At 55.8% G+C, this 24,080-nt stretch carries 19 protein-coding genes, 4 tRNA genes and 1 riboswitch; of the genes, 7 read left to right on the forward strand and 16 right to left on the reverse strand.

The genetic code is table 11. The annotated features are described in order from the left end of the window. The first annotated feature begins 44 nt into the window (after positions 1-44). On the forward strand, positions 45-1,076 hold the full coding sequence (locus HU731_RS08850) for a hypothetical protein (protein WP_186609162.1): 1,032 nt from the start codon (positions 45-47) through the stop codon (positions 1,074-1,076). A 1,188-nt stretch (positions 1,077-2,264) separates the two neighbouring features. Beyond that, a complete protein-coding gene (locus tag HU731_RS08855; RefSeq protein WP_186609164.1) occupies positions 2,265-2,927 on the forward strand; it encodes a DUF4145 domain-containing protein in 663 nt (220 codons plus the stop codon). A 291-nt stretch (positions 2,928-3,218) separates the two neighbouring features. Here the strand turns inward: HU731_RS08855 and HU731_RS08860 are convergent, their stop codons facing one another. After that, positions 3,219-4,979, reverse strand: coding sequence for a tetratricopeptide repeat protein (locus HU731_RS08860; RefSeq protein ID WP_186609166.1), 1,761 nt, complete (start codon positions 4,977-4,979; stop codon positions 3,219-3,221). Positions 4,980-6,077: 1,098 nt separating this feature from the next. On the opposite strand from HU731_RS08860, the gene HU731_RS08865 reads away from it, so the two are divergent. Next, complete coding sequence (locus HU731_RS08865; protein ID WP_186609167.1) at positions 6,078-6,692, forward strand: recombinase family protein; 615 nt, start codon at positions 6,078-6,080, stop codon at positions 6,690-6,692. Here HU731_RS08865 and HU731_RS28365 read toward each other — a convergent pair. Together HU731_RS28365 and HU731_RS08875 are read right to left on the reverse strand one after the other, a co-directional pair. Then, positions 6,689-7,993 carry a HEPN domain-containing protein gene (locus HU731_RS28365; protein ID WP_225931639.1) on the reverse strand — a complete coding sequence of 435 codons (1,305 nt, stop codon included), beginning with the start codon at positions 7,991-7,993 and terminating at the stop codon, positions 6,689-6,691. The genes HU731_RS08865 and HU731_RS28365 overlap by 4 nt on opposite strands. 283 nt (positions 7,994-8,276) lie before the next feature. Further along, positions 8,277-8,353 (reverse strand) — tRNA-Arg (locus tag HU731_RS08875). Between the two features lie 322 nt (positions 8,354-8,675). On the opposite strand from HU731_RS08875, the gene HU731_RS08880 reads away from it, so the two are divergent. The 3 genes from HU731_RS08880 (at position 8,676) to HU731_RS08885 (ending at position 9,815) form a co-directional block, all read left to right on the forward strand. Next, on the forward strand, positions 8,676-8,903 hold the full coding sequence (locus HU731_RS08880; protein WP_186609176.1) for a hypothetical protein: 228 nt from the start codon (positions 8,676-8,678) through the stop codon (positions 8,901-8,903). A gap of 11 nt (positions 8,904-8,914) precedes the next feature. Further along, positions 8,915-9,094: a PA3371 family protein gene (locus HU731_RS28370; protein WP_003193590.1), complete on the forward strand. Its 180-nt coding sequence runs from the start codon at positions 8,915-8,917 to the stop codon at positions 9,092-9,094. Between the two features lie 394 nt (positions 9,095-9,488). Continuing rightward, positions 9,489-9,815, forward strand: coding sequence for an Arc family DNA-binding protein (locus HU731_RS08885; RefSeq protein WP_003193592.1), 327 nt, complete (start codon positions 9,489-9,491; stop codon positions 9,813-9,815). Between the two features lie 101 nt (positions 9,816-9,916). On the opposite strand, the gene mgtE is transcribed toward HU731_RS08885, so the two are convergent. The 8 genes from mgtE to ltaE all read right to left on the reverse strand — a co-directional run bounded on the left by mgtE (position 9,917) and on the right by ltaE (position 17,663). After that, the gene (gene mgtE, locus HU731_RS08890) at positions 9,917-11,359 is read right to left on the reverse strand and encodes a magnesium transporter (protein ID WP_003193593.1); all 1,443 of its coding nucleotides are present in this window, start codon (positions 11,357-11,359) and stop codon (positions 9,917-9,919) included. Positions 11,360-11,707: 348 nt separating this feature from the next. Then, positions 11,708-11,784: transfer RNA gene (locus tag HU731_RS08895), tRNA-Arg, on the reverse strand. Positions 11,785-11,856: 72 nt separating this feature from the next. After that, positions 11,857-11,933: transfer RNA gene (locus HU731_RS08900), tRNA-Arg, on the reverse strand. Positions 11,934-12,041: 108 nt separating this feature from the next. Continuing rightward, positions 12,042-12,132: transfer RNA gene (locus HU731_RS08905), tRNA-Ser, on the reverse strand. A 62-nt stretch (positions 12,133-12,194) separates the two neighbouring features. Next, positions 12,195-12,383, reverse strand: a complete 189-nt coding sequence (gene csrA, locus HU731_RS08910; protein ID WP_003175645.1) for a carbon storage regulator CsrA — start codon at positions 12,381-12,383, stop codon at positions 12,195-12,197. Between the two features lie 174 nt (positions 12,384-12,557). Then, positions 12,558-13,799 carry an aspartate kinase gene (locus tag HU731_RS08915; RefSeq protein ID WP_003193595.1) on the reverse strand — a complete coding sequence of 414 codons (1,242 nt, stop codon included), beginning with the start codon at positions 13,797-13,799 and terminating at the stop codon, positions 12,558-12,560. Between the two features lie 94 nt (positions 13,800-13,893). Further along, entirely contained in the window at positions 13,894-16,512 is a 2,619-nt protein-coding gene (alaS, locus tag HU731_RS08920; protein WP_186609168.1) for an alanine--tRNA ligase, read from the reverse strand. 146 nt (positions 16,513-16,658) lie between these two features. After that, the gene (gene ltaE, locus HU731_RS08925) at positions 16,659-17,663 is read right to left on the reverse strand and encodes a low-specificity L-threonine aldolase (RefSeq protein ID WP_186609169.1); all 1,005 of its coding nucleotides are present in this window, start codon (positions 17,661-17,663) and stop codon (positions 16,659-16,661) included. A gap of 191 nt (positions 17,664-17,854) precedes the next feature. Then, a riboswitch (FMN riboswitch) is annotated at positions 17,855-18,024 on the forward strand. Between the two features lie 97 nt (positions 18,025-18,121). Here ltaE and HU731_RS08930 point away from each other — a divergent pair. Next, positions 18,122-18,631 (forward strand): 6,7-dimethyl-8-ribityllumazine synthase, encoded by a 510-nt coding sequence (locus HU731_RS08930; RefSeq protein WP_003193604.1) that lies wholly within the window; start codon positions 18,122-18,124, stop codon positions 18,629-18,631. Between the two features lie 116 nt (positions 18,632-18,747). Here the strand turns inward: HU731_RS08930 and astE are convergent, their stop codons facing one another. From astE to astA, 5 genes are all read right to left on the reverse strand, one after another. After that, positions 18,748-19,752, reverse strand: a complete 1,005-nt coding sequence (astE, locus tag HU731_RS08935) for a succinylglutamate desuccinylase (protein ID WP_186609170.1) — start codon at positions 19,750-19,752, stop codon at positions 18,748-18,750. Positions 19,753-19,763: 11 nt separating this feature from the next. Beyond that, on the reverse strand, positions 19,764-20,048 hold the full coding sequence (locus HU731_RS08940; protein ID WP_054922326.1) for a hypothetical protein: 285 nt from the start codon (positions 20,046-20,048) through the stop codon (positions 19,764-19,766). 26 nt (positions 20,049-20,074) lie between these two features. Next, a complete protein-coding gene (gene astB / locus HU731_RS08945) occupies positions 20,075-21,421 on the reverse strand; it encodes an N-succinylarginine dihydrolase (protein ID WP_186609171.1) in 1,347 nt (448 codons plus the stop codon). 156 nt (positions 21,422-21,577) lie between these two features. Next, entirely contained in the window at positions 21,578-23,047 is a 1,470-nt protein-coding gene (gene astD, locus HU731_RS08950; protein ID WP_186609178.1) for a succinylglutamate-semialdehyde dehydrogenase, read from the reverse strand. Beyond that, positions 23,044-24,069 (reverse strand): arginine N-succinyltransferase subunit beta, encoded by a 1,026-nt coding sequence (gene astA, locus HU731_RS08955; protein ID WP_003193612.1) that lies wholly within the window; start codon positions 24,067-24,069, stop codon positions 23,044-23,046. The genes astD and astA overlap by 4 nt, the downstream gene beginning before the upstream one ends. Positions 24,070-24,080 lie beyond the last annotated feature (11 nt).

The following is a 24,080-nucleotide window of genomic DNA, read 5'->3' on the forward strand; positions in this document are numbered from 1 at the left end:
TCATGCTTATCCGTCCACCGAACATTAAGGAAGAGAATAACTGAATGAGTCAGGGTAATTTTTTTGCAGTTGGGTCTGCTGAGTTCTCAAAGGCTTGTGAATTAGGGCTTCGGCCGGCTGTAGCATTCCTTGTTCTTGCCCGAGGCACCCTGAAAGACCATTCCACAACTGCCTGGAGCGCCCAAGCGGTCTTTAATTATACGGGGATGGCCTGGAGGCGAGCATCCGAAGCGATTGATGCACTAATCGACGCGAACCTTGTGGTTGTGACAAAAGCAGGAAAGAAACCCCGCTATAAGCTCTGTAAGCCTAAAGAGACAGCAGATTTCCTTTGGCTACCTAACGAGCTCATTGATGGCGCAGGCAGCGAGGTACCGCCTCTCCGTCGGCTTAGAGAGAGAGGAGAGCTATTCCTCTTCCGTCGATTCATCGAGCTTTATGGCATACAGGACCTGACGGCTGACGGTGGACTACCCCGAACGTTGGTACGCACAAACTATTCACGAGAGAAAATATGCCCAATCGGAACGCTCGTCGCCTACGGGTATAAAGCGGCCGAGACCACATCCACAGCTAAGGGAATCTTCGCCGATTGCCATGGACTAGAAGATGAAGACGGAAATCAGGGTGCATGGACGGTTTTGAACCCTCTTTTAAAGATGGGGCTGATTGAGCAAGCTACCTATATGGTTGAATCATCCGACTATGAATCGGAGCTACTTTACCCTCTGAACGACCTAACGAAAGAAGCCACTTATGGTCTCCTCCCATATTTTGACGCTAATGGAGGGGCAGGCTTCGCAAGCAAGATCGAGAAATTCTTACCGTTGGTAGGCGTAGCAGTCAGAGATTTAAATGACCCATCACTGATAGGTGTTTATCGACTGGTCTATAGACCGAAAACCGCCAAAACCACCGTTTGGTACGCCACCGAACAGGGTCTGACGGAGCGGTTTGTTCAGGGAATGAACCGTTTGCTTGGCCTTGATGTTGATATCAATGGTTTTCAAGGTACTTCAATGGAAATCAATGGGTATCAAGGAGCAGTAAGTGTTGATATCAATGGTAATCAATGAGACGTAAGCACAGCTGCGCACGTTGTGCGCACGACAAGAGGTCTGCTATGAAATCATGGGAATACGCGTTTGCTCAGATCGGCTCCAAGGACGACCGCAAAACTCGCCCAGCCAGTAATCGCCGAATTTTGCCAGGAGGATGTGTGTTGATTGCCTTTCCTCGAAAGCGAGTAATCAATTCGCGAGCTGACTAATCAATCACATAACGCTGCATGAAGAGTCGAAACAAGCAGAATGCAAAGGACACCACCCTGTGACGGGGTAGTGCCCTTGATGCTACGAAGGTTTCGTTATTTGTCAGCCCTACTCCAACACCACCGCGCGGTATTGCTGATCGCCGCCCAGGTCATCTGAGCCGAACAGAGCCTGATTGACGGCCTTCCTACTCTCAAGCAGAAGGTCATGCATCATCATGAGTGCCAATGTCCGCCGCAACCCACTCAGGGAGCTCCTTACTCCGCCGCAACTCGCTTAGGTGTGTCCACCACCGGGTAGCGTGACGCCGCTCTGCGAGAATGAGCTCAACCACCAAGGTTCGTTGCTTCTCGGTGAAGAGGGGCAGATGTAAGGCGCTAGAGTCGGCCACCTCAGTGCCAACCGAGCCATCCCCTTCAAATTCAGGCTTATCTTGGCCTTTCCGGGCGTTACTGATATTTTGGTAAAGTTGCATGACGTCTACCTTCAAGTTGTGTCTTGCGATAGCCGGCCCGGTGGTTGCACACCGGGTTGGCACCCTTTCGAATACGGGACTTTCCCGCCGCTTACCGTGCTGAAAACTCAGTCCGGGTCTTGCCTATTCTTTTCGTCAATCCAGCCCATGGCCCAGCTCAGTGGGTGCCGGGTGCTCATTGGCTCGCATGGCCGGCCATCCAATGCTGCCTTCCTCCCTTGCTCCTCTGCTTCCTTGTGAACCCAAACTGTCCTCTGAGCGAACCCTAAATCTCGCTGCCGCTCTCTGAATTGGCGCTGCCTCTCGGCTAGGCCTTTTGGTTTTTTCTCGTCTGTCATAGCTACCTCGTTACCCGTAACGTAAAACAATCATGCCGCAACGTTACGGGTAACGCAATAGAAACGGTAAAAATAACTGCTGCTCCGCAGCATCGAAGCTCAGGTGAGCCGAAAAACATAAGCTTGATCTTGTAGCGGCCTAAAGCCACTATTTCACGATTCATACACAGGGATTTCAAAGTGACAGCACAGTTTGAGAGGCGCTTTGCAGAGCTGGATAAACAATTGATTCAATTGCTCAACGCCACCACGATGAGGGGTGACCCAAGAAGGGAGGGTCAGACAGAGTACCTAGCACCGGATTCGATTCTGAATTGGTCAGTTAAGGTCAAGGCACTGCTTGAAAAAGTTTGCGGCAAAGAATCTAGTTACCTGCAAAGGTTTACTGAAGCTGATCAGAACCAAATGTTCGATATTGGAATTGCTCGTTTCGAACGGATGAGAGCTGTTTTTCTGGCAGCAAAAGAGGATTTTGAGGGGGGATATCTCAATTCTCTTCGAAACCTTGTACAAGCAGAAGTGTTCACCAGTGAGCTCAAGCAAGCCGAAGAGCTGCTCAAATCCGGATATGCAATGGCCGCTGCGGTCATTGCGGGTGTTGTGCTTGAGACAACCCTGCGCGATCTGTGTTCTACCAATGGCCTAGAGCACGGTGGCCTCAACAAAATGAATGAGAACCTAACCAAGGCTGGCGCCTATAACTCGCTCCAACAGAAGCGCATCACCGTAATGGCCGCCATCCGCAATAGCGCCGCACACGGGAAGACAAACGAATTCAACCCGGGAGATGTAAAAGGGATGATCGATGACGTCGAAAGATTCTTGGCGGCAACCCTTCAATGAGCTACCGGACAGGTAAGAGCGTCACAACCGCATCTGCCTGATCACCTGGCGATGATCGGCGCCGGCGGATATCGCTGAGATCGCATCCTTGGTCAATTGGTCCAGGGCCTGCTGTTCGCACTCCTCCGCCGGCGAGGCCGATTTTCGCTCAAAAACCGACACTATTTTCTGCGCAAATAAGTTTTTAGATGAGACAGCCAGAAGTTATGATAGCTAAGGAGCCCTGATGCTCAACAGGGCCCTGCTTGTCGTTAGGATAGTTCATTAAAGATCTCTCCGTTCCAGCGATTTTTACACTTCATTGTCTTTATGCTGCGCCTTGCTTGCTCGCCCAGCCCTAACCTTTTCTTTCCGCATAACATCCAAAAGCATTTTATAACCATCCTTCAGAAGCGGTGACTCAGGCGCCAGAATCAAAGCTCTGTCATAAAAAAACTTTGCCTCTTTCAACTTTTTGCTTTGAAACGCTAAAAAACTAGCGTAATTACCTAAAGCCGTCACATTGCCAGGTTCTAGTTCAAGCGCTCGCTTGTAGAAAAATTCTGCGTCCGTGTAGTTCTTTCGATAATCAGACAAAAAGTCAGCGTATTCAACTATATTACCGACCCGATCAGGGTCTAACTTCAATCCGCGACGAAAGTAGCTATCCGCCTCAACCAGATCCCCTTGCGCCGCCAAAATAGAACCATAGAAAGCTAAAGCATCAGCATTATCAGGGTCTAACCTTAGCATTTTTTGCACAAGACCCTTAGCCTTTTCATAATCTTTATCATGACGAAACACTAGCTCAGCGTAAGCTTGAATTGCATCATAATCATCCGGCTCCAACTCCAACGACTTTTCATACATTGCCTTTGCACTTGCAATATCCAATTTCTTATCAGAAAGAAACAATGCATAATTATAAAACAACTCCGAACTCTCAGGAAACTGTGCCAACCCTTGCTTGTAAACCTCATCTTGCTTATCGGGGTCAGTTTGCGCTGCCGCCTCTAACTCCCAAGCCCACCAGCTTTCCCTGGGTTTCACGGATTGCGCCATCACCTGACGGGTATTGAGTTGGTCCTGCGTGCCTTTTGCTAAAGCCTTCATTAACTGATCAGCTTGCCTGCGATATCGGTCAGCACTTTTCTTACCAAGATCCTCAGTTCTTTCAGCGATCCTATTCAAATCAAAGTCTGGCACAAGCTTCGCCGCCAACTGCAACATAAACTCATCAAAACCAGGAATTTTTACTTTAATTCCATCATGCTTTAGTAACACCTCTTGAGCTAATTTCGGCGGAGGAGACCCTTCTCTATAACACCAAATAATGCGTCCTGCTATATCACCCAACTCAAGACTATTTAGGAGCCCCATCAAGCTTCCATCATTGCCACCATAACCGACAACGATAGGGGTGAAATATTGGAATAGTTTTTTTAGAGCATTCTTCCATCCCTCCTCCAGATTGGAAACACCATCATGATCATTAATAGGATTAAAATATAAATCACGATGGATTTTAGCGACCAACGGCCTGCGTAATTGAGGCCGTACAAACCCAACAAGCGATTCATGGGCAACTACAAGGGGCGACTGGTGAGCGTGCATTGAAAGTGCATCCGCAACCAAATTATCAAAGTTAGTTGTAACTACAACTTTGTGTCGAGTTTCTTGTATGATTTCAGCAAGCAGCGTGTAGCCCAAGCTTGGGCTTTTACCGTCCATATGCTTTTCCAGTTCAGCGTAGCCAGATTCTCGGTCCCCCCGAAATCGACGCTCAAAAATCTGTGGATAAAATTCAGCTGCCGTCTCAAAAGTTATATTACCGCTGATTACTCCACTAGTTTTAGACCAATCGTTTACCGATTCTCCGCTCCGACATTCCCGAAGATGAAGGTCTGTAAGCCAACGTTGTGCAAGATCTTTTCCGGTAGGAATATTTGAGGAAAAGGAGGCACCTGAACCCAGAATAAAAGCGAAATGTCGATCATGCATTGAGCTATCGAGACGTGCCAATTCGTCCAAAACGCCTTCTAGTGTCCATTCTTGCACTTCAGTACTAATCATCATTCATCCGTGGGTAGGGTAGCGAGGAAGACTAGTATCATAATGCCATTCAAGCGGTGCTTCTACAGCCTAGAATAGTCTTTACGACAGGGGTTCATTGACTACGAAACGCACATAGCTCCCGGTAGCGGTTCACCTTAGAACAAGGCGAGTGCCTTGCATCTGACCTGACGCCGACAAGCGAATTGACTCCTTAGGGTTTCATATCCATAAATGGGCTATCGCCGGTTCTCACCCGATTTCAGCACGCCAGCTACGGCGACCAGAGCTAATATCTTTGGGTTTAAGTGCATCTCCCCTGCTGAATACACCGCGATACCCGAAGTATCTCGATGTGTGGCGCTTTGGTCCCACTGAGACGATTTGGTCTCACTGAGCGTGGCGGAAACGCTACAGAGTGTGGAAAGCATACGTTAGAGAATCCCTCAGATCCGAGGGATTCCCGAACACCTGGTCAACCTGCCAATTCTGGTAATTTCGGTGATTGCGAGACAGACCGAAGGAGCCGACTCGGACCGTTTGGTCTGCTTGGCTCCCGCTTCTCCTGACAGCAGGCCAGAACAGGCGTTGCTGTAACAGCGACACCCTCACTCAAATGTGATCCTTGCTCACCTTTAAACCATCCTGACCGAAGTGGGATTCTCTCACTCTGCCTGGGCTGCGAACTGCCGAGGATTTCTCTGTGGATTGTAAATCCCAACGATCAGGGGTATTACCCAACTGGGGGAAGATGTGCTCAAAACTGAGCACATCAAATCCGCGCCACGTTTTCATATCTCGCAAAACGTGGCGCGACACCTGGCCTACCAAAATGGGATGCCAGCCCTCCCCGCTCCATCCTCAATCTGAGACCGGACTGAGCCGAAATACCGGCCACGTATCACTTTGCCTACCCTCGAATTACTGCAACAAAAAAGCCCTATTCAGTCCCGCCAAAATCAACTATTTCAGTCCCGTTTAATCCGGTTATGTGTATCACCTAGAGTATGCCTATCCAGATACAGGCTTATTTTACTTTTTTCGGGCTTTCCGCTTGATAAGTAACACCCAAAGTGCAACAGTATTAGTAGAACGTTCTAACTGATACAGGCACCCATCATGTTCATCCGCGCATACCTCCGAGCCTCCACCGACGAACAAGACGCCGGCCGTGCCCGGGCTTCGCTCGAGCAGTTTGCCAGCGACCATAACAAGGTCATAGCAAGCGTGTACCTGGAGAACGCCAGCGGCGCCACCGCCGACCGGCCCGAGCTGCTGCGCCTGCTGAAGGATGCCCGCAAGGGTGACGTGTTGCTGGTGGAGTCGATAGACCGCCTCTCCCGCTTGCCGGTGGAGGATTGGCAAAAGCTGAAGGCCGCTATTGACTCCAAGGGCCTGCGCATCGTCGCGCTCGACCTGCCGACCAGTCACCAGGGAATGCAGGACACTAAGGGCGACGAGTTCACCGGGCGGATGCTGGGGGCCATCAACTCAATGCTGGTGGAAATGATGGTCGCCATTGCGCGCAAGGATTACGAACAGCGCCGCGAGCGCCAGGCCCAAGGCATTGAGAAGGCCAAGGCCGAAGGGAAGTATCAGGGCCGGCCAGTGGACACCGATTTGCACAACCGAGTTAAGGAGCTATTGAAAGCAGGCCTAGGGATTAGAGCAACAGCCCGCCACGCCAACTGCTCCACTACTACCGTTCTGCGTATTCGGGACAGCTCCACTTAGTCTGGCTTGGCCTTATCAGCCTGCCGCAATCCATGTACTCGATCTACTTCCGCCTTTATCTTCACCCGCGTATCGAATCCGTCGGTGATCAGTTGAACCACCTCTAGCAACACCCAAGCCGCCCATTTGCTGAGCGTCGTGACGTGCTCAGCTTTCACATGACTATGTTCAGCCATATGCACCGCTCCACAACGCAAATCGTAGAGGTGGCCAATTTCCTTTTCAAGCCGCTTCCAATTGCTCGTTTCTGAAAAGCTGTACTGTCCGTATGTGAGTATCGCAGTCACTCCACGTTTTATTTTCTTCGTGGTATCGCTCTTCCCAATCGAAAAAATACATTCGATGCAGCTCCAAAACTTCACCAATTGCATTTCAGGAGAAGTGTCTGTTTGAGCATCAAAAAACCAATAAATCGCTCTACGGACAGCGAGCTCCGCATCTGACCCTTTTCCATTTTGGGTGATTCGAACTAAATCGTGATACCAGTCGCAGCTCAACAGTCCGCTCTTATGCGCCTCACCGAATGTGAGCCTTTGAAAGCCCACCATATTAGTTGTCGCGCGGAGCACCTTTGATGTTGTCGAAAAAGAAAACCAACTGACCGCGCCAGGTTTAAAACGACCATCCATGCTCGGAATCAGCCTCACCGCTGCGCCGCCGCGCTCCAACACGGTGGTGAACGAAAGAGCTAGCAATCCGCAGGCGTTCTTTACGTCGTCGAAGAAACGACGCTCTGCGTATTCAAAACTGCCTGTGACCTCAGCCGTCACCCATAACCCCTGTTGCATCTGTTTCCATGTGCTGGTGACCAAATCGTCATATGCAACACAGCTTTTTAATACGTTGAGGTCCGGCCTCTGTATGGATAAATAACCGATGCTGAATTCATCAACACCGTCAAATTCAAGGCCCGCTAAGGACGTGTAGAACCTGTGCGGGCTGATTGACTCCTGGGCGATTCTGTCCACTTCCGTCATGTAAGACACAATATCTCTCGAAGGGGTGTCTTGCTCGCGCAGGTGTCCGAGAGCAGTCTTGCAAGCAACATGGATGTTCTGCGGCTCAAGCACTGATCGGCTTGGCAAAACCTCTTCCATTGTGTCACTGAGCCTTAAGAAGCTTTCCAGACCCTTTTCCGAAAAATACAACGAATGCCCGCCAGGCGTTCGGATTTCTCGTCGCAGTCTCTCTATCAAATCGAGAGTTTTGTAGGCCTGCAACTTAGGCATCCACGCTGTCGGCTTAAGGAGCGCAGTCAAATCGGCTTCGACGGTCCTGCGTTTTTTTGCTGACATCTCCATTGCGACATCCTTATCTGTAGAAACTCTGATAGCCACTAGGTTGCTCTACTATCGCAGCAGACCTTACGGACCAGATGTCGAACACGCTACAAGATCAAGGAGCTTAACTGTTTTGCCTGGAGTCGGCGACTCAACCGAGCACTTATGGGCCGTGTCGGTTTTGAAGCAAAAAAAACCCCGCTCGTGCTTCCTCGAACAGGGTCTTTCTAAGCCTCTTGCTGCCATCCTGCTGTCACAGACTTATTCTGAAACCGACGGATACGCCTAAGAGTGCCTATTTATCTGGTGTCCCAGGGCCGGTTCGAACGGCCAACCTTCCCCTTAGGAGGGGGATGCTCTATCCAATTGAGCTACTGGGACAAATGCCACGCTTACCCTGAAGGGCTAGCGACAGACGGCGTGCATCTTAACGGCCGAGGCTGGTTTTGTCATGTCGTCCGTTGGCATTTTGACTGTAGGCCAATCCTTGCGCGTACGTTCATCGCATCATCCAGCATGCCAAGACTTTCACCGTTGTCGTGCAAATTGCACTACGCCAATATGCCATCATTGCAAACTGCAACCCAGCACCCTAAAAAAACAAACTTAACTCCTTGTTTTTATTGGAATAATAGATTGGCACGACATCTGCAAAGTCATAAACACAAAACCAATCGTTCCAGGCACCGTGGAGACTATGATGATGAACAGCGCCCTTCTACTCGCACTGAACGCTGTGGCACTGGCTACGGTGGTGACGTTTCATTTTCAGCCGACCAATAGTGAAGACGGCGCGCAAATCAGCCAAGCCATTCCCCACCATCTGCAACAGCGCCCTCAGTTGGCACTGATGACCGCAACCCCCCAGTCTCCCATCCGCCTGACCCAAGATACACAACCAGCGCCAGCGGCCGAGCATTGGGTTTTCTGAGAACACTATTCATGTCGAAATCTGCCTGGTTGTTTCTGTGCCTGACGCTCCTATCTGTTGCGCTAGGCCTGGGAGCTACATCACAACAAACTCAAACCCTAGCCTTCGTCGCCAGCGCCGTGCTGGGCAGCCTACTGGTACTGACACTCATCAAGGGTCGCCGAATCAAATTCGATCCGCTCCTGCGCTAACCCTCCCCCCATCTCCCTCCCCTACCTTATGTCGCCTGACACTCGTAAATAGGCGAACAGCTACTAACCTTAAGCCTGAGGGCAAAAGGCCATATCGCTGTAGGACGGGCGCCCTTCAACCCAGATGCCGCGCAGGCTTGAGCGAAGATTGACGAGCTTCGCTGCAGGCGCAGGAAATTTTTCCAACCAGTCCGCAAAAACGCAAATCAGTACTGGCATAAAGCCTGTAGGCGGTTCAATATTTGTCACAGAATTGACGCCAATGAAATGTCAAATCTGAGGCATGATGCGGCCTCTTTGCAATTCGGGTTGAACTTTGGTCGTGAGCCTTGTCTTAACACTCATCTTGCGGCCAATTCCAGAAACCGCTCCCCTGAACTAACCGGTTAAATATATGCGCCCATTGAAACAGGCAATTTATTCCAGCCGTACGGCTGACAAATTCGTCGTACGTCTGCCAGACGGAATGCGGGAACGCATTGCCGAGGTGGCTCGCAATCATCACCGCAGCATGAACTCCGAAATCATCGCACGCCTGGAACAAAGCCTTATTCAGGAAGGTGCCTTGGGTGAAGAGTTGAGCATGCGCCTGGACAGCCCCGAGCTGTCACTGCACGAACGCGAACTGCTGCAGCGTTTTCGTCAGCTCTCCCACCGCCAGCAAAATGCTCTCGTCTCGCTTATCGCGCATGACGTGGAGGCGGCCGCAGAAGCCAATTGATTGACACCTGAAAGCCGAAGCCAGCCATGTGCTGGCTTTTTTTTGCGTGGAGCTTTGGAATAAGAAGCAAAGCGAGGGCAGGCTTGCCCCCGCTGGAAGGGTCAGAGCAGGAAGATCGTTGCCAGACCCAGGAAGATGAAGAAACCACCACTGTCAGTCATGGCCGTGATCATCACACTGGCACCCATGGCGGGATCGCGACCTAGACGCGCCAGAGTCATGGGGATCAATACCCCCATCAAGGCCGCCAGCAACAGGTTTAGGGTCATGGCCGCAGTCATGACCACGCCCAGGGACCAACTGCCGTAGAGCAAGTAGGCCACCACGCCAATCACGCCGCCCCACACCAATCCGTTTATGAGGCCTACCGCCAGTTCCTTGCGCAACAGCCGTGAGGAATTGGCGGTACTGACCTGGTCCAGCGCCATGGCGCGCACGATCATGGTGATGGTCTGGTTCCCGGAGTTACCGCCAATACCCGCCACAATCGGCATTAACGCCGCCAAGGCCACCAGCTTCTCGATGGAGCCTTCAAACAACCCGATCACGCGAGAAGCGATAAACGCGGTAATCAGATTGATAGCCAGCCAGGCCCAGCGGTTATGCAGTGAACGCCAGACCGACGCGAAAATATCTTCCTCTTCACGCAAACCCGCCATGTTGAGGACTTCGGTTTCACTTTCTTCACGGATCAAGTCAACGATTTCATCGATGGTCAGACGACCGATCAACTTGCCGTTCTTATCCACCACCGGCGCCGAGATCAAGTCGTAACGCTCGAATGCCTGGGCCGCGTCGTAGGCATCTTCGTCCGGATGGAAGCTCACGGTATCGCTGGCCATCAGGTCAGCAACTTTCTTCTCCGGATCATTGACCAGCAGGCGCTTGATCGGCAAAACGCCCTTGAGGATCCCCTCATAGTCGACCACAAACAGTTTGTCGGTGTGGCCGGGCAATTCTTTGAGACGGCGCAGGTAACGCAACACCACTTCAAGGCTGACGTCTTCGCGGATGGTGACCATCTCGAAGTCCATCAGTGCGCCGACCTGGTCCTCGTCGTACGACAGCGCGGAACGCACACGCTCACGCTGCTGCGTATCGAGCGCCTCCATCAACTCATGGACAACATCACGGGGCAGCTCAGGGGCCAGGTCCGCCAGCTCATCCGCGTCCATCTCCTTGGCGGCAGCCAGGAGCTCGTGGTCATCCATGTCGGCGATGAGCGTCTCACGCACCGAGTCCGATACTTCCAGAAGGATGTCACCGTCGCGATCAGCCTTGACCAACTGCCACAGGGTCAGTCGATCATCCAGCGGCAAGGCTTCAAGAATATAGGCGACGTCGGCGGAGTGCAGGTCATCGAGCTTGCGTTGCAACTCGACGAGGTTTTGCCGGTGAACCAGGTTTTCGACGCGGTCGTGATTCGGACCTTCCTGGCGGTGCGTGAGGTCTTCGACCACGCGCTGGCGCTGCAGCAGCTCGATAACTTGAGCCAGACGATCCTGCAGGCTTTCTTGTGTTTTCTTTACTTCTACTTCGGTCATAGGCGAACTCCACTCCCAGCAGCGGGGCACGCCGGAAGGATCAATCAGTCAATTCATGATTGGTAAAACGGGGTACTGAGTAACTACTGGGTAAGTCCATGGAGGTATTCCACAAGCCCCGGCGGGGCTGACGGGCGCATGATACACCGCCCGGACGTTTTAAACGTTAAAAAACTGGAAAGAACAAGCGCTTGCACGCCAAAGCTCAGTATTGGCTGCATCTATGAACTGCGACGACGCAGGCGCGGGGGAAAACACATGAGGAGGGAGAAAAAGGAGAACGTCGGATAAAAGCTACACAAACCCCAGACGGCAAAAAGCCCGCACTAGGCGGGCTTTTTGTTTGTATGGTGCACTCGACAGGATTCGAACCTGTGACCGCTCGGTTCGTAGCCGAGTACTCTATCCAGCTGAGCTACGAGTGCAGATTGTGTTTTTAGACCAGATCACAACTGGTTGAAGCCAAGCTACCTGCATCGCTGCAACTAACTCTTAAATGGTGCACTCGACAGGATTCGAACCTGTGACCGCTCGGTTCGTAGCCGAGTACTCTATCCAGCTGAGCTACGAGTGCATTTGTTGCCGCGCATTATAGGCCGTTCAATCTCTATGTAAAGCTATTTTTTCGAGTATTTTCAACAACTTACCGAAAAAACCAGATTGCAACGTACTAAGCAAATAATGGCGGAGAACGGGGGATTCGAACCCCCGACACCCTTTTGAGGTGTACTCCCTTAGCAGGGGAGCGCCTTCGGCCACTCGGCCAGCTCTCCGCAACACGGGGCGTATATTAACCACGTTCCTCCCCGTTTGCAAACATAAAAAACGATAAAAATTAAAGGCTTGGTTCTTCGTCCTTCTCTTTCTTGATCCGCAGGTAGATTTCCTCGCGGTGGACCGCCACCTCTTTCGGAGCATTAACCCCAATACGTACTTGATTGCCTTTGACGCCGAGCACGGTCACGGTGATTTCGCCATCACCGATAATCAGGCTTTCTGCGCAACGACGAGTCAGAATCAGCATACCTTTCACCTCACGCATTTCAGTTCAGGAACAACAGTCTGCAAAAAAAAAGCATTCAACCTACAACCAAAAGGTCGTAGCCCTACTCGCTAAGTATTGTCGAGCCCATGCAAAAGACCATGTACTCCACAAAAAAATGAAAGGCGCGGTAAACCGCGCCTTCCTGGCAACGCATTACTCGCCCTGTCGGGCCGGAGCATCCAGCTCAAAAGCGGTATGCAGCGCGCGTACAGCCAGTTCCAGGTACTTCTCTTCGAGCACTACCGAGACTTTGATTTCCGAGGTGGAAATCATCTGGATGTTGATACCTTCTTTGGCAAGGGCCCCGAACATACGGCTGGCAACGCCAGCATGGGAACGCATGCCCACCCCTACGATCGACACCTTGGCAATCTTGGTATCGCCGACCACTTCACGGGCGCCAATCTCGCTCGCCGTGTTCTGCAGGATTTTCAATGCCGCATCGTATTCGTTGCGGTGCACAGTGAAGGTGAAATCGGTGGTGTTATCGTGCGAAACGTTCTGCACGATCATGTCGACTTCAACATTCGCATCGCTGACAGGGCCCAGAATCTTGAAAGCCACGCCCGGGGTGTCTGGCACGCCACGGATCGTCAGCTTGGCTTCATCGCGATTGAAAGCGATGCCGGAAATGATCGGCTGTTCCATGGATTCCTCTTCATCAATAGTAATGAGGGTGCCCGGACCCTCCTTGAAGCTGTGCAATACGCGCAGCGGAACGTTGTACTTGCCGGCGAACTCCACCGCGCGAATCTGCAACACCTTGGAACCAAGGCTGGCCATTTCCAGCATTTCTTCAAAGGTGATCTTGTCCAGGCGCTGGGCCACTGGCACCACGCGTGGGTCAGTGGTGTAGACGCCATCCACATCGGTATAGATCTGGCATTCGTCAGCCTTTAGCGCTGCCGCCAGGGCCACACCGGTGGTGTCCGAACCGCCACGACCGAGCGTGGTGATGTTGCCGTGCTCATCCACGCCCTGGAAACCCGCTACAACTACCACGCGCCCTGCTTTCAGATCAGTACGAATTTTCTGATCATCAATCTGCAGGATGCGCGCCTTGGTATGCGCGCTGTCTGTAAGAATGCGCACCTGGCTACCCGTGTAGGACACCGCAGGCACGCCACGCTTGTTCAGCGCCATGGCCAACAGCGCAATGGTCACCTGCTCGCCCGTGGAGACGATCACATCCAGCTCACGCGGCAGCGGCTGTTGATCACCACTGATGGCCTTGGCCAGATCGATCAGGCGATTGGTCTCGCCACTCATGGCCGACAGCACCACTACCAGGTCATCACCGGCATCGCGGAACTTCTTAACCTTGTCGGCGACCTGCTCGATTCTTTCGACAGAACCGACCGAGGTGCCTCCAAATTTCTGTACGATCAAAGCCATTTCCAAGCCGCCTCAGCCCGTAAAGGGGCGCCTAATATCAATCCACCCGCAATGAACAAGCCCGTGACTAGACCACGGGCCGGTTAACAATGCCTTAAATACCTGCCTCGACAAATGGCACGGTCAAGGCCAGCGCCGCGTCCAGGGCTGCGGCATCGACACCACCGCCTTGCGCCATGTCCGGACGACCACCACCCTTGCCGCCCACTGCCGCAGCGGCTTGTTTCATCAAATCACCGGCTTTGAGTTGGCCAGTCAGGTCCTTGGTTACACCAGCAACCAGAACGACCTTATCCTCATGGACACTGCCGAGCAGGATCACTGCGCGGCCGAGCTTGTTCTTCAACTGATCGACCAAGGCCAACAGCGCCTTGCCATCCTGGCCGTCCAGGCGCGCCGCCAGGACTTTTACGTCCTTGACGTCAACCGCCGCTGCCGACAAGTCATCACCCGCAGCGCTGGCCGCCTTGGCCTGCAATTGCTCCAGCTGTTTTTCCAGCGCACGGTTGCGCTCCAGCACGGCGGACAGCTTGTCGATCAGGTTGTCGCGGCTGCCCTTGACCAGGCCGGCCGCTTCCTTGAGTTGTTCTTCGGCTGCATTGAGGTAAGCCAGGGCCGCAGCACCGGTTACCGCTTCAATACGACGCACACCCGAGGCCACACCGCCTTCGCTGATGATCTTCAGCAGGCCAATGTCGCCGGTGCGGTTGGCGTGGATGCCACCACACAGCTCTACCGAGAAGCTGCCGCCCATGCTCAGCACGCGGACTTCGTCGCCGTACTTCTCGCCAAACAGCGCCATGGCGCCTTTGTTCCTGGCGGTCTCGATATCGGTTTCTTCGGTTTCAACCGGGGTGTTCTTGCGAATCTCGGCGTTGACGATGTCTTCCAGGGCCTTGATCTGCTCAGGCTTGATCGCTTCAAAGTGGCTGAAGTCAAAGCGCAGGCGCTGGCTGTCCACCAACGAACCTTTTTGCTGCACGTGCTCGCCCAGTACCTGGCGCAGCGCGGCATGCAGCAAGTGAGTGGCCGAGTGATTCAACGCAGTGGCATGCCGCACGTCGGCATCAACCTGGGCGTCTACCGGCGCGCCCACGGTCAAGTTGCCCAGCACCAGCACACCGTGATGCAGGAACGCGCCGCCGGTCTTGGTGGTGTCGCGTACGTCAAAACGACCGGATGTCGAGCTCAGGAAACCGCAATCGCCAATCTGGCCACCCGACTCGGCATAGAACGGCGTCTGGTCCAGCACCAAAACCGCCTCTTCACCTTCGCTCAATACGTCGACCGACTTGCCGTCTTTATAGATGGCGACGATCTTGGCCGAGCCCGCAGTGGACTTGTAGCCGGTGAACTCGGTCGGTACGTCAACCTTGACCAGGGTGTTGTAGTCCAGGCCAAAGGAGCTGGCCGAACGTGCACGCACGCGCTGGGCTTCCATCTCACGCTCAAAACCGGCTTCGTCGACGGTCAGCTCGCGCTCGCGGGCGATGTCGGCGGTCAGGTCCATCGGGAAACCATAGGTGTCGTACAGCTTGAACACCACATCACCCGGCACCACGGTGCCTTTGAGCTCAGCCAGGTCCTGTTCGAGAATCTTCAGGCCGTGCTCCAGGGTCTTGGAGAACTGCTCTTCTTCAGCCTTGAGCACCCGCTCGATGTTGCTTTGCTGTTGCTTGAGTTCCGGGAAGGCATCGCCCATCTCGGCAACCAGCGCGGCCACGATCTTGTAGAAGAAGCTGCCGGTAGCGCCCAGTTTGTTACCGTGACGGCACGCGCGACGGATGATGCGACGCAGCACGTAGCCACGGCCTTCGTTCGACGGCAGCACGCCATCGGCGATCAGGAAACCGCAGGAGCGGATGTGGTCCGACACCACCTTGAGCGAAGACTGGCCTTCATTGGCGCAACCAATGGCCGCCGCCGAAGCGCTCAGCAGGTTGGTGAACAGGTCGATCTCGTAGTTGGAGTGAACGTGCTGCATCACCGCACTGATCCGCTCCAGGCCCATGCCGGTGTCCACCGACGGCGCTGGCAGCGGATGCAACACGCCGTCGGCGGTGCGGTTGAACTGCATGAACACGTTGTTCCAGATCTCGATGTAACGGTCGCCGTCTTCTTCTGGCGAGCCTGGCGGGCCCCCCCAGATATCGTCGCCGTGATCGTAGAAAATCTCGGTGCACGGGCCGCACGGGCCGGTATCGCCCATGGTCCAGAAGTTATCGGACGCGTAAGGCGCACCTTTGTTGTCGCCGATACGGATCATGCGCTCGGCAGGTACACCGATTTCCTGGGTCCAGATGTCATACGCTTCATCGTCCGTCGCGTACACGGTGACCCAGAGTTTTTCCTTGGGCAGCTTCAGCACGCCGGTGAGGAAGGTCCAGGCGAAGGTGATCGCGTCTTTCTTGAAGTAGTCGCCGAAGCTGAAGTTGCCCAGCATCTCGAAAAAGGTGTGGTGACGGGCGGTATAGCCGACGTTTTCCAGGTCGCTGTTCTTGCCGCCGGCGCGTACGCACTTCTGGCTGCTGGTGGCGCGGGTGTAGGCGCGCTTTTCCTGGCCCAGGAAGCAGTCCTTGAACTGGTTCATCCCCGCGTTAGTGAACAGCAGGGTTGGGTCATTGCCTGGGATCAAGGAGCTGGAGGCTACACGGGTGTGACCTTGCTCTTCGAAGAAGCGAAGGAAGGCTTCACGGATTTCTGCGCTTTTCATTAGGTTCTTCCACGGAGGCTGCGGCCAAAGGCCAGTGCGCAACATCATCAGACGGAGCGACGGCAAAGGGCCGCATTATATCGGCCCTTTGCCGGTGGTACAGCGTGTTTATGTGATAGAAACAGTCAATTAGACGGCCTGCACTGTCATTTCTGCGAAAACGCGACGAATGTCTGCACCACTTGTTCGATCTGCGCCCGGCTCACATCCAGATGGGTGACCATGCGCAGGCGCGGCGCGGCACTCAACTTGACCCCACGCTCGGCCGCAAAGGCCTTCAGCGCCTGCGCCTGGTCACCGATCTGCACGTAGACCATATTGGTCTGCACCGGCTCCACGCTATAGCCAGCCTTGCGTAACTCATCGCCCAGCCATTGGGCGTTGCCATGGTCGTCAGCCAGGCGCTGTACCTGGTGGTCCAGGGCATACAAACCTGCCGCTGCCAGTGAACCGGCCTGACGCATGCCGCCGCCGACCATCTTGCGCAGGCGCCGTGCCTTGGCGATCAGCGCCGCCGAGCCACACAGCACCGAGCCGACCGGCGCGCCGAGGCCCTTGGACAGGCACACCGACACCGAATCGAAATGCTGGGCGATTTCTCGCGCATCCACCCCCAGCTTGACCGCCGCGTTGTAGAGGCGCGCGCCATCCAGGTGCAGGGCCAGGCCATGCTCGTGGGTAAATGCACGGGCCTTGGCCAGGTAATCCAGCGGCAGCACTTTGCCCTGCATGGTGTTTTCCAGCGCCAGCAGGCGTGTGCGGGCGAAGTGGAAGTCGTCGGGCTTGATGGCTTCAAGCACTTGGTTCAGATCAAGGGAGCCATCAGCTTGAACGTCCAGGGGTTGCGGCTGGATCGACCCCAGCACCGCCGCGCCGCCGCCTTCGTATTTGTAGGTGTGGGCCTGCTGGCCGACGATGTATTCCTCGCCGCGCTCACAGTGAGCCATCAACGCCAGCAGGTTGCTCATGGTGCCGGTGGGTACGAACAGCGCCGCGGCAAAGCCCAGGCGCTGGGCCAGTTCGGCCTCCAGGCGGTTGACGCTGGGGTCTTCGCCGTAGACATCATCGCCACTGACGGCGCTGGCCATTGCGTCGAGCATGCCGGGGGTGGGTTGGGTCACGGTGTCGCTGCGCAGGTCGATCACGGTCATGAAGGGGGGCCTCTAACGGAGTGGATAAATCCTTTTGTGTGTGATTACTGCGGGCAAAGCCACGGAATATCAAGCCCCGATTACATTCATTCGAATACCAACCAAACAAACCGATATAAGTTATCGAGACGGCAACCGTGCAGTTTTTGAAAAACCATGTTAAAAACTCTGCGCCGCCAGGGTTCTGGCGGCAACGTTCTCAGGGCGGGGTGCAATTCCCCACCGGCGGTAATTGCACGCAATGTGCATAGCCCGCGAGCGCTTGGCGCCTCGAACTGCTCAGGCAGGACGGCGACAAGGTCAGCAGACCCGGTGTGATCCCGGGGCCGACGGTCATAGTCCGGATGAAGAGAGAACGGGATTGGCACCTAAGGGCCGCGCGCCTGTTTGCGCACGCGCACCCTTAAATCCCATTCGATTCATAACGCCCTGTTTTTTTCTTAAACAGGAGTCAGAACATGCAACCCACCGCAATCGACAGCAAAAGCAAAAACCATCACGGCGAGCGCGTCGCGTTTATCCAGGCCTGCTGGCACAAGGATATTGTCGACCAATCGCGCAAAGGCTTCCTCGCCGAAATGATCGCCCAGGGTTATCAGGAATCGGACATCGACTTCTTCGAAGTCGGCGGCGCCTTTGAAATGCCCCTACACGCCAAATTGCTGGCCAAGACCGGCCGTTACGCGGGTATCGTTGCCGCCGCGCTGGTGGTGGACGGCGGCATCTACCGCCACGAATTCGTCGCGCAATCGGTGGTCAGCGGCCTGATGCAGGTGCAGTTGGAAACTGAAGTGCCGGTGTTCTCGGTGTCCCTGACGCCGCACCACTTCCATGCCGGCAGCGAGCACACCACGTTCTTCTACGAACACTTCGTGCACAAGGGCCAGGAAGCAGCGCGCACCTGCGCCGATACGCTGCACAAGGTGCGCGCGATCCGTCGTAGTGAGCCGCGTGCTGTAGCGGTCTAAACCCAGTGTGGGAGCTGGCTTGCCTGCGATGCAGAGGCCTGGGTGTATCAGTGATACCCAGGTGATGCTATCGCAGGCAAGCCAGCTCCCACATTTGATCGAGCCAGCCTCGGCTCTTAGGCCAGGCCGGCGTCCGTGGTGGGCACGATCAGTATCCCGGCGCGCAAGCCGTTCTTCACCTTAGGGTTGGGGAAGATAATGCGGGCGCCCTCCTCCTCGATCACCCAGCGGGTCTTGGCCACGTCTTCGGCCAGCAGGTAGCCCTTTTCCAATTCCGAAAAGTTTTCCACATCTGCGGGCAGGTGCATCAGGAAGGCGTCGCTGTGCTTGATCACTTCCCGCGCAACGGCGAAGAGTTGCAGGCCGTCGAGGCTACCGATCTCAGGCTCGTTACCCTCGATGATCTGCTTCAAGCGCGCTTCCAGGCGCGACACGTCCACACCGTCGTTCTGCCTGAACGGCCGCGCCTTGCCCAACTCCAGGGTGAACGCCTCGGCGCCGAGTTGCTCGTAGGTAAACGCGGTGAAAGTAATCGAGGTCTTGTTCTGCAGCAGCACCGCCTGCATGCCGGCCGCGTTCAGGCGCTCCAGCTCACGGCGCGAATGCTGTCTGCCTTCCTTCCACGGGTACAACGCGAACTGCTCGATTTTCGAACCACGAATCGCGGTATGCAGGTCGTAATGCAGGCGCGAACGGCCAGGCTGGCTGAAAAAGCTGCGGGCCAATTGCTCAAGCTCAGCGGCACGCATGGCTTCGGGGCCGATGTTTTGTTCATGACGGCCGTTGAACAGCCGGTTGACGTCCAGTTCGAGGTAACGCTCACCGCGGCGCATGGCCTCGGTATTCCCGAACAGGAACAGAATACGGGTGCGGGGTTTGATCTCCCCACGGGCGATGCCATGCAACAGGCGGTCGAGCAGTTCGATCGGCGCGGTTTCGTTGCCATGGATGCCGGACGACAGCAGCAGGTCGCTGCCGTTGTCCAAAGCTTCAGGAGGACGCACTTCAAGCGCGCCTTCGCTGAGCCAGCGCATCTGCACGCCGTCGACAGTCAGTTGAATTTTTTGCGCCGGTTCACGACCGGCGAGGGTCAGTTCAAGCAGTTTGCCGAGGGCGAGCATAAGCAGCTTCCTTAGTGGTTGCAGCCTGGGCCATGGACGTGATCGTCGTCACCTTCAACGTCCGCCGGTTCCATTTCCAGTTGCAGGCTCATCAGGTTGGTGGCCAATGGGCGCATCAGCAGGTTGGCGTACTCGGCGTCGCCCTCTTCTACGTCCACGCCAATCAGCAGTTGGCCGCGGCCGTCGTGCTGGATCCAGATCTCCTTGCCCTGCCAGACCACGGCGACGCGGGTGCAGGAGGTTTCCAGCTGGGTGCCGTCGGTGTCTTCAAGGATGAGTTTCAGGGTGTCGGTCATAAATAAAATATCTCAGCCGTGTGGCATTAATTGATCTGGAAAGGATAAACCGAGCCCAGTTTAAGGATTTGCGTCAGTTCATCCAGTGCCGTCCGGCACTCAAGCAGCAACTGCGGGTCAGCCAGGTCGGTTTCGCGCAGGCTGTCACGGTAGTGCTTGCCCACCCATTGGGTCAGGGTTTCGTACAACGGCGCGGTCATGATAACCCCTGGGTTCACGGCCGCCAGCTCGGTTTCGTTCAACGCCACACGCAGGCGCAGGCACGCCGGCCCACCACCATTTTGCATGCTTTGCTTGAGGTCGAAGACCTTGACCTCGCGAATCAGCCCGCCGGAAGCGGTCAGGCCTTGCAAGTACTGCCACACGCGCTCATTGGCGCGGCACTCTTCCGGCACGATCAGCAGCATCGAACCGTCAGGACGAGTCAGTAGCTGGCTGTTGAACAGGTAGGAACGCACCGCGTCCTCGACACTGACCAACGCGCGGGGCACACACACCGACTGGAAGTTGCCGCCCAGCTTGCTCAACTTACCGTGCAGTTCGGCGAGCATCTGTTCGGTATTGAGGAACGCATCCTCGTGATAGAACAGCACCTCGCCGTTGCCCACCGCGATCACATCGTTGTGGAACACACCGGCATCGATCACCGCCGGGTTCTGCTGGGCGTAAACCACGCCGTCATCCTTCAAGCCATGCAGGCGCGCAACCGCCTGGGAGGCTTCGAGGGTCTGGCGCGCCGGGTATTTCTGCGGGGCTGGGTAACGAGGGTCGAAAGCACTGCGGCCGAAGACGAAAAACTCGACACCCGCCTCACCGTACTCACGGCAGAAACGCGTGTGGTTGGCCGCGCCTTCATCGCCAAATTGCGCCACGGCCGGCAAGGCGGCGTGGTGGGCGAAGTGCTTGCCATCGGCGAACATGGCCCCCAGCACGCGGCTGGTGGTGGGGTGTTCGATGCTGCGGTGGTATTTGCAATTGAGGTTGGCGGCAGTGAAATGCACGCGGCCGTCTGCGGTGTCGGCGCTTGGGCTGACGGTGGCGGCGTTGGCTACCCACATGCTGGATGCCGAGCAGCTCGCGACCAGCAAAGGCATGGCCTGCTTGGCCGCCTGCTCGATCACCTGGGCGTCGGTGCCACTGAAACCCAAGCTGCGCAAGGCGGCCACATCCGGGCGTTCCTGGGGCGCCAATACACCTTGCACAAAGCCCATGTCCATCAGGGCTTTCATTTTCTGCAGGCCCTGCAACGCCGCTTCCTTCGGGTTGGAAGACTGCTGGCTATTGCTTTGGGACGCGACGTTGCCGAAGGACAAACCGCCGTAGTTATGGGTCGGCCCCACTAGACCGTCAAAATTGACTTCACAGGATTTCATCGGCGAGGCTCCACGAACATCTGTTTTTATAGGCATCAAATCACTTGAATACACCACAGATCCATTGTGGGAGCGGGCTTGCTCGCGAATGCGGTATGTCATTCAACTTTTGAAGTGACTGAACCACCGCTTTCGCGAGCAAGCCCGCTCCCACATTTAGATCAGCGTTATGCCGGGGGTCAGCGTGGCTGGCACGACCAGGCTCGGCGTCTCCAGCGACGCCACCGGGTACGCGCAATAATCCGCCGCGTAATAGGCACTGGCGCGATGATTGCCCGACGCCCCGACACCACCGAACGGCGCGGTACTGGCAGCGCCGGTCAACTGCTTGTTCCAGTTGACGATACCGGCGCGGCTTTCCAGCCAGAACTGCTGGTAACGCGCTTCGGAGTCCGACAACAGGCCAGCGGCCAGGCCGTACTGGGTGTTGTTGGCCTCAGCGATGGCACCGGCAAAATCCGCATAGCGGATCACCTGCAGCAGCGGGCCAAACAGCTCTTCGTCTTCACGCTCCGTCACAGCGGTTACGTCGATGATGCCAGGGGTCAGCAATGCGGCCTGAGCCTGAGGCTGGGTCATTTCCAGCAGCGCCACGGCGCCATTGGCCAACATCAGTTCCTGGGCTTGCATCAGCGCTTTGGCCGCAGCAAGGGAGATCACCGAGCCCATGAACGGCGCCGGTTGCTGGTCGAAAGCACCCACTTCAATGCTCGCACTCACCGCCACCAGGCGCGCCAGCAGGGCATCGCCCCAGGCACCTTCAGGCACCAGCAAGCGGCGAGCACAGGTGCAACGCTGGCCTGCCGAGATAAATGCTGATTGGATGATGGTGTACACCGCCGCATCCACGTCGGCGACTTCGTCCACGACCAACGGGTTATTACCGCCCATTTCCAGGGCCAGGATCTTGTCCGGGCGCCCGGAGAATTGCTGGTGCAGATGGTTGCCAGTGCGGCTGGAACCGGTGAAGAACAGGCCGTCGATGCCTGGGTTGGCCGCCAAGGCGATACCGGTTTCCCGCGCGCCTTGCAGCAGGTTCAGCACGCCCGCCGGCAAACCGGCTTCGATCCAGCACTGTACGGTCAGCTCGGCGACCTTGGGGGTCAACTCGCTCGGTTTGAACAACACGGTATTACCGGCCAGCAACGCCGGAACGATGTGCCCATTCGGCAAGTGCCCAGGGAAGTTATAAGGACCGAACACCGCCACCACACCGTGGGGCTTGTGACGCAACACAGCGGTGGCGTCGCCCAGGGGGCCGCTCTTCTCGCCGGTACGTTCGCGGTAGCTTTGCACCGAGATTGCAATCTTGTTGGCCATGCTGGTGACTTCGGTGGCTGATTCCCACAATGGCTTACCGGTCTCTTCGCCAATGCAGCGGGCGATTTCGTCGGCACGGCTTTTAAGCGTGGCGGCGAAGGTTTCCAGCACGCTGATGCGTTCTTCGAGCGAGCGCCTGGCCCACGCCGGGAATGCCTGGCGCGCAGCCTGCACGGCGGATTCGACCTGTTCAGCAGTGGCGCCATTGCCGGCCCACAGCACTTGCTGGGTCACCGGGTTGCGCGATTCAAACAGTTCACCCTGGCCGGCCAGCCAGCTACCTGCGATATACAACGAATTCATTATTTCGACTCCCGAGCAGCAGACAACGCAACAGCACGCACTTGATCACCCACCACCAGTTGCAGGCGCTTGGCGGTCTGCGGATCGACCACCAGGGTGCCTGCCGCCAGCCGGGCCGGAGCGGCGGTGATACGGCACTCCTCGCGCTTGCGGTTATGAATCAGGAACGGCGTAGCGTCGTCCCCCGGCGTGCCGATGGCCAACACCAGTGACTGGCTGTCGCGCACCGCACGGATCTTGCTGGTTTCACATTCCACCGCCGGGCCTGCGTCGAAAATATCCACGTAGCCCTGGTAGCTGAAGCCTTCGCTCTTGAGCATGCTCAGGGCCGGCTCGGTGTCCGGGTGGACCTTGCCGATCACATTGCGTGCGTCTTCGGAGAGAAAGCAGCTGTACAGCGGGAACTTGGGCATCAGCTCAGCGATAAACGCCTTGTTGCCTACGCCCGTGAGGTAGTCGGCCTGGCTGAACTCCATTTTGAAGAAGTGCCGGCCCAGGCTTTCCCAGAACGGCGAACGCCCGGCGTCGTTGGACACACCGCGCATCTCGGCAATGATCTTGTTGCCGAACAGTTGCGGGAACTCGGCGATAAACAACATGCGCGCCTTGGCCAACATGCGGCCGTTAAGGCCGTTGCGGTAATCGGCGTGGAGGAACAACGAGCACAATTCGGAGTTACCGGTGAGGTCGTTAGCCAGGAACAGCGTCGGAATCTCACGGTAGATATTCAACTCCTGGGACGCGCTGACGGTCAGCCCTACCCGGAAGTTGTACCACGGCTCGCGCAGGCCAACGGCGCCAGCAATGGCGGAGATTCCCACCACGCGGCCTTCATCGTTTTCCAGCACGAACAGGTAGTCGGCATCGCCGCGCCCGGCTTCGCCGCGAAAGGTTTTTTCCGCCCAGCCTACCCGGTGGGTCAGGCGCTCTTCGTTGGCCGGCAAGGTGGTAAGGCCGGTGCCAGTGCTGCGCGCCAGATCAATCAGGGCCGGTAAATCGCTGCTGCGTACGGGACGAACGATCATGCTATCTCCTC

This window comes from Pseudomonas salmasensis (assembly GCF_014268375.2).
Classification (GTDB): Bacteria; Pseudomonadota; Gammaproteobacteria; order Pseudomonadales; family Pseudomonadaceae; genus Aquipseudomonas; species Aquipseudomonas salmasensis.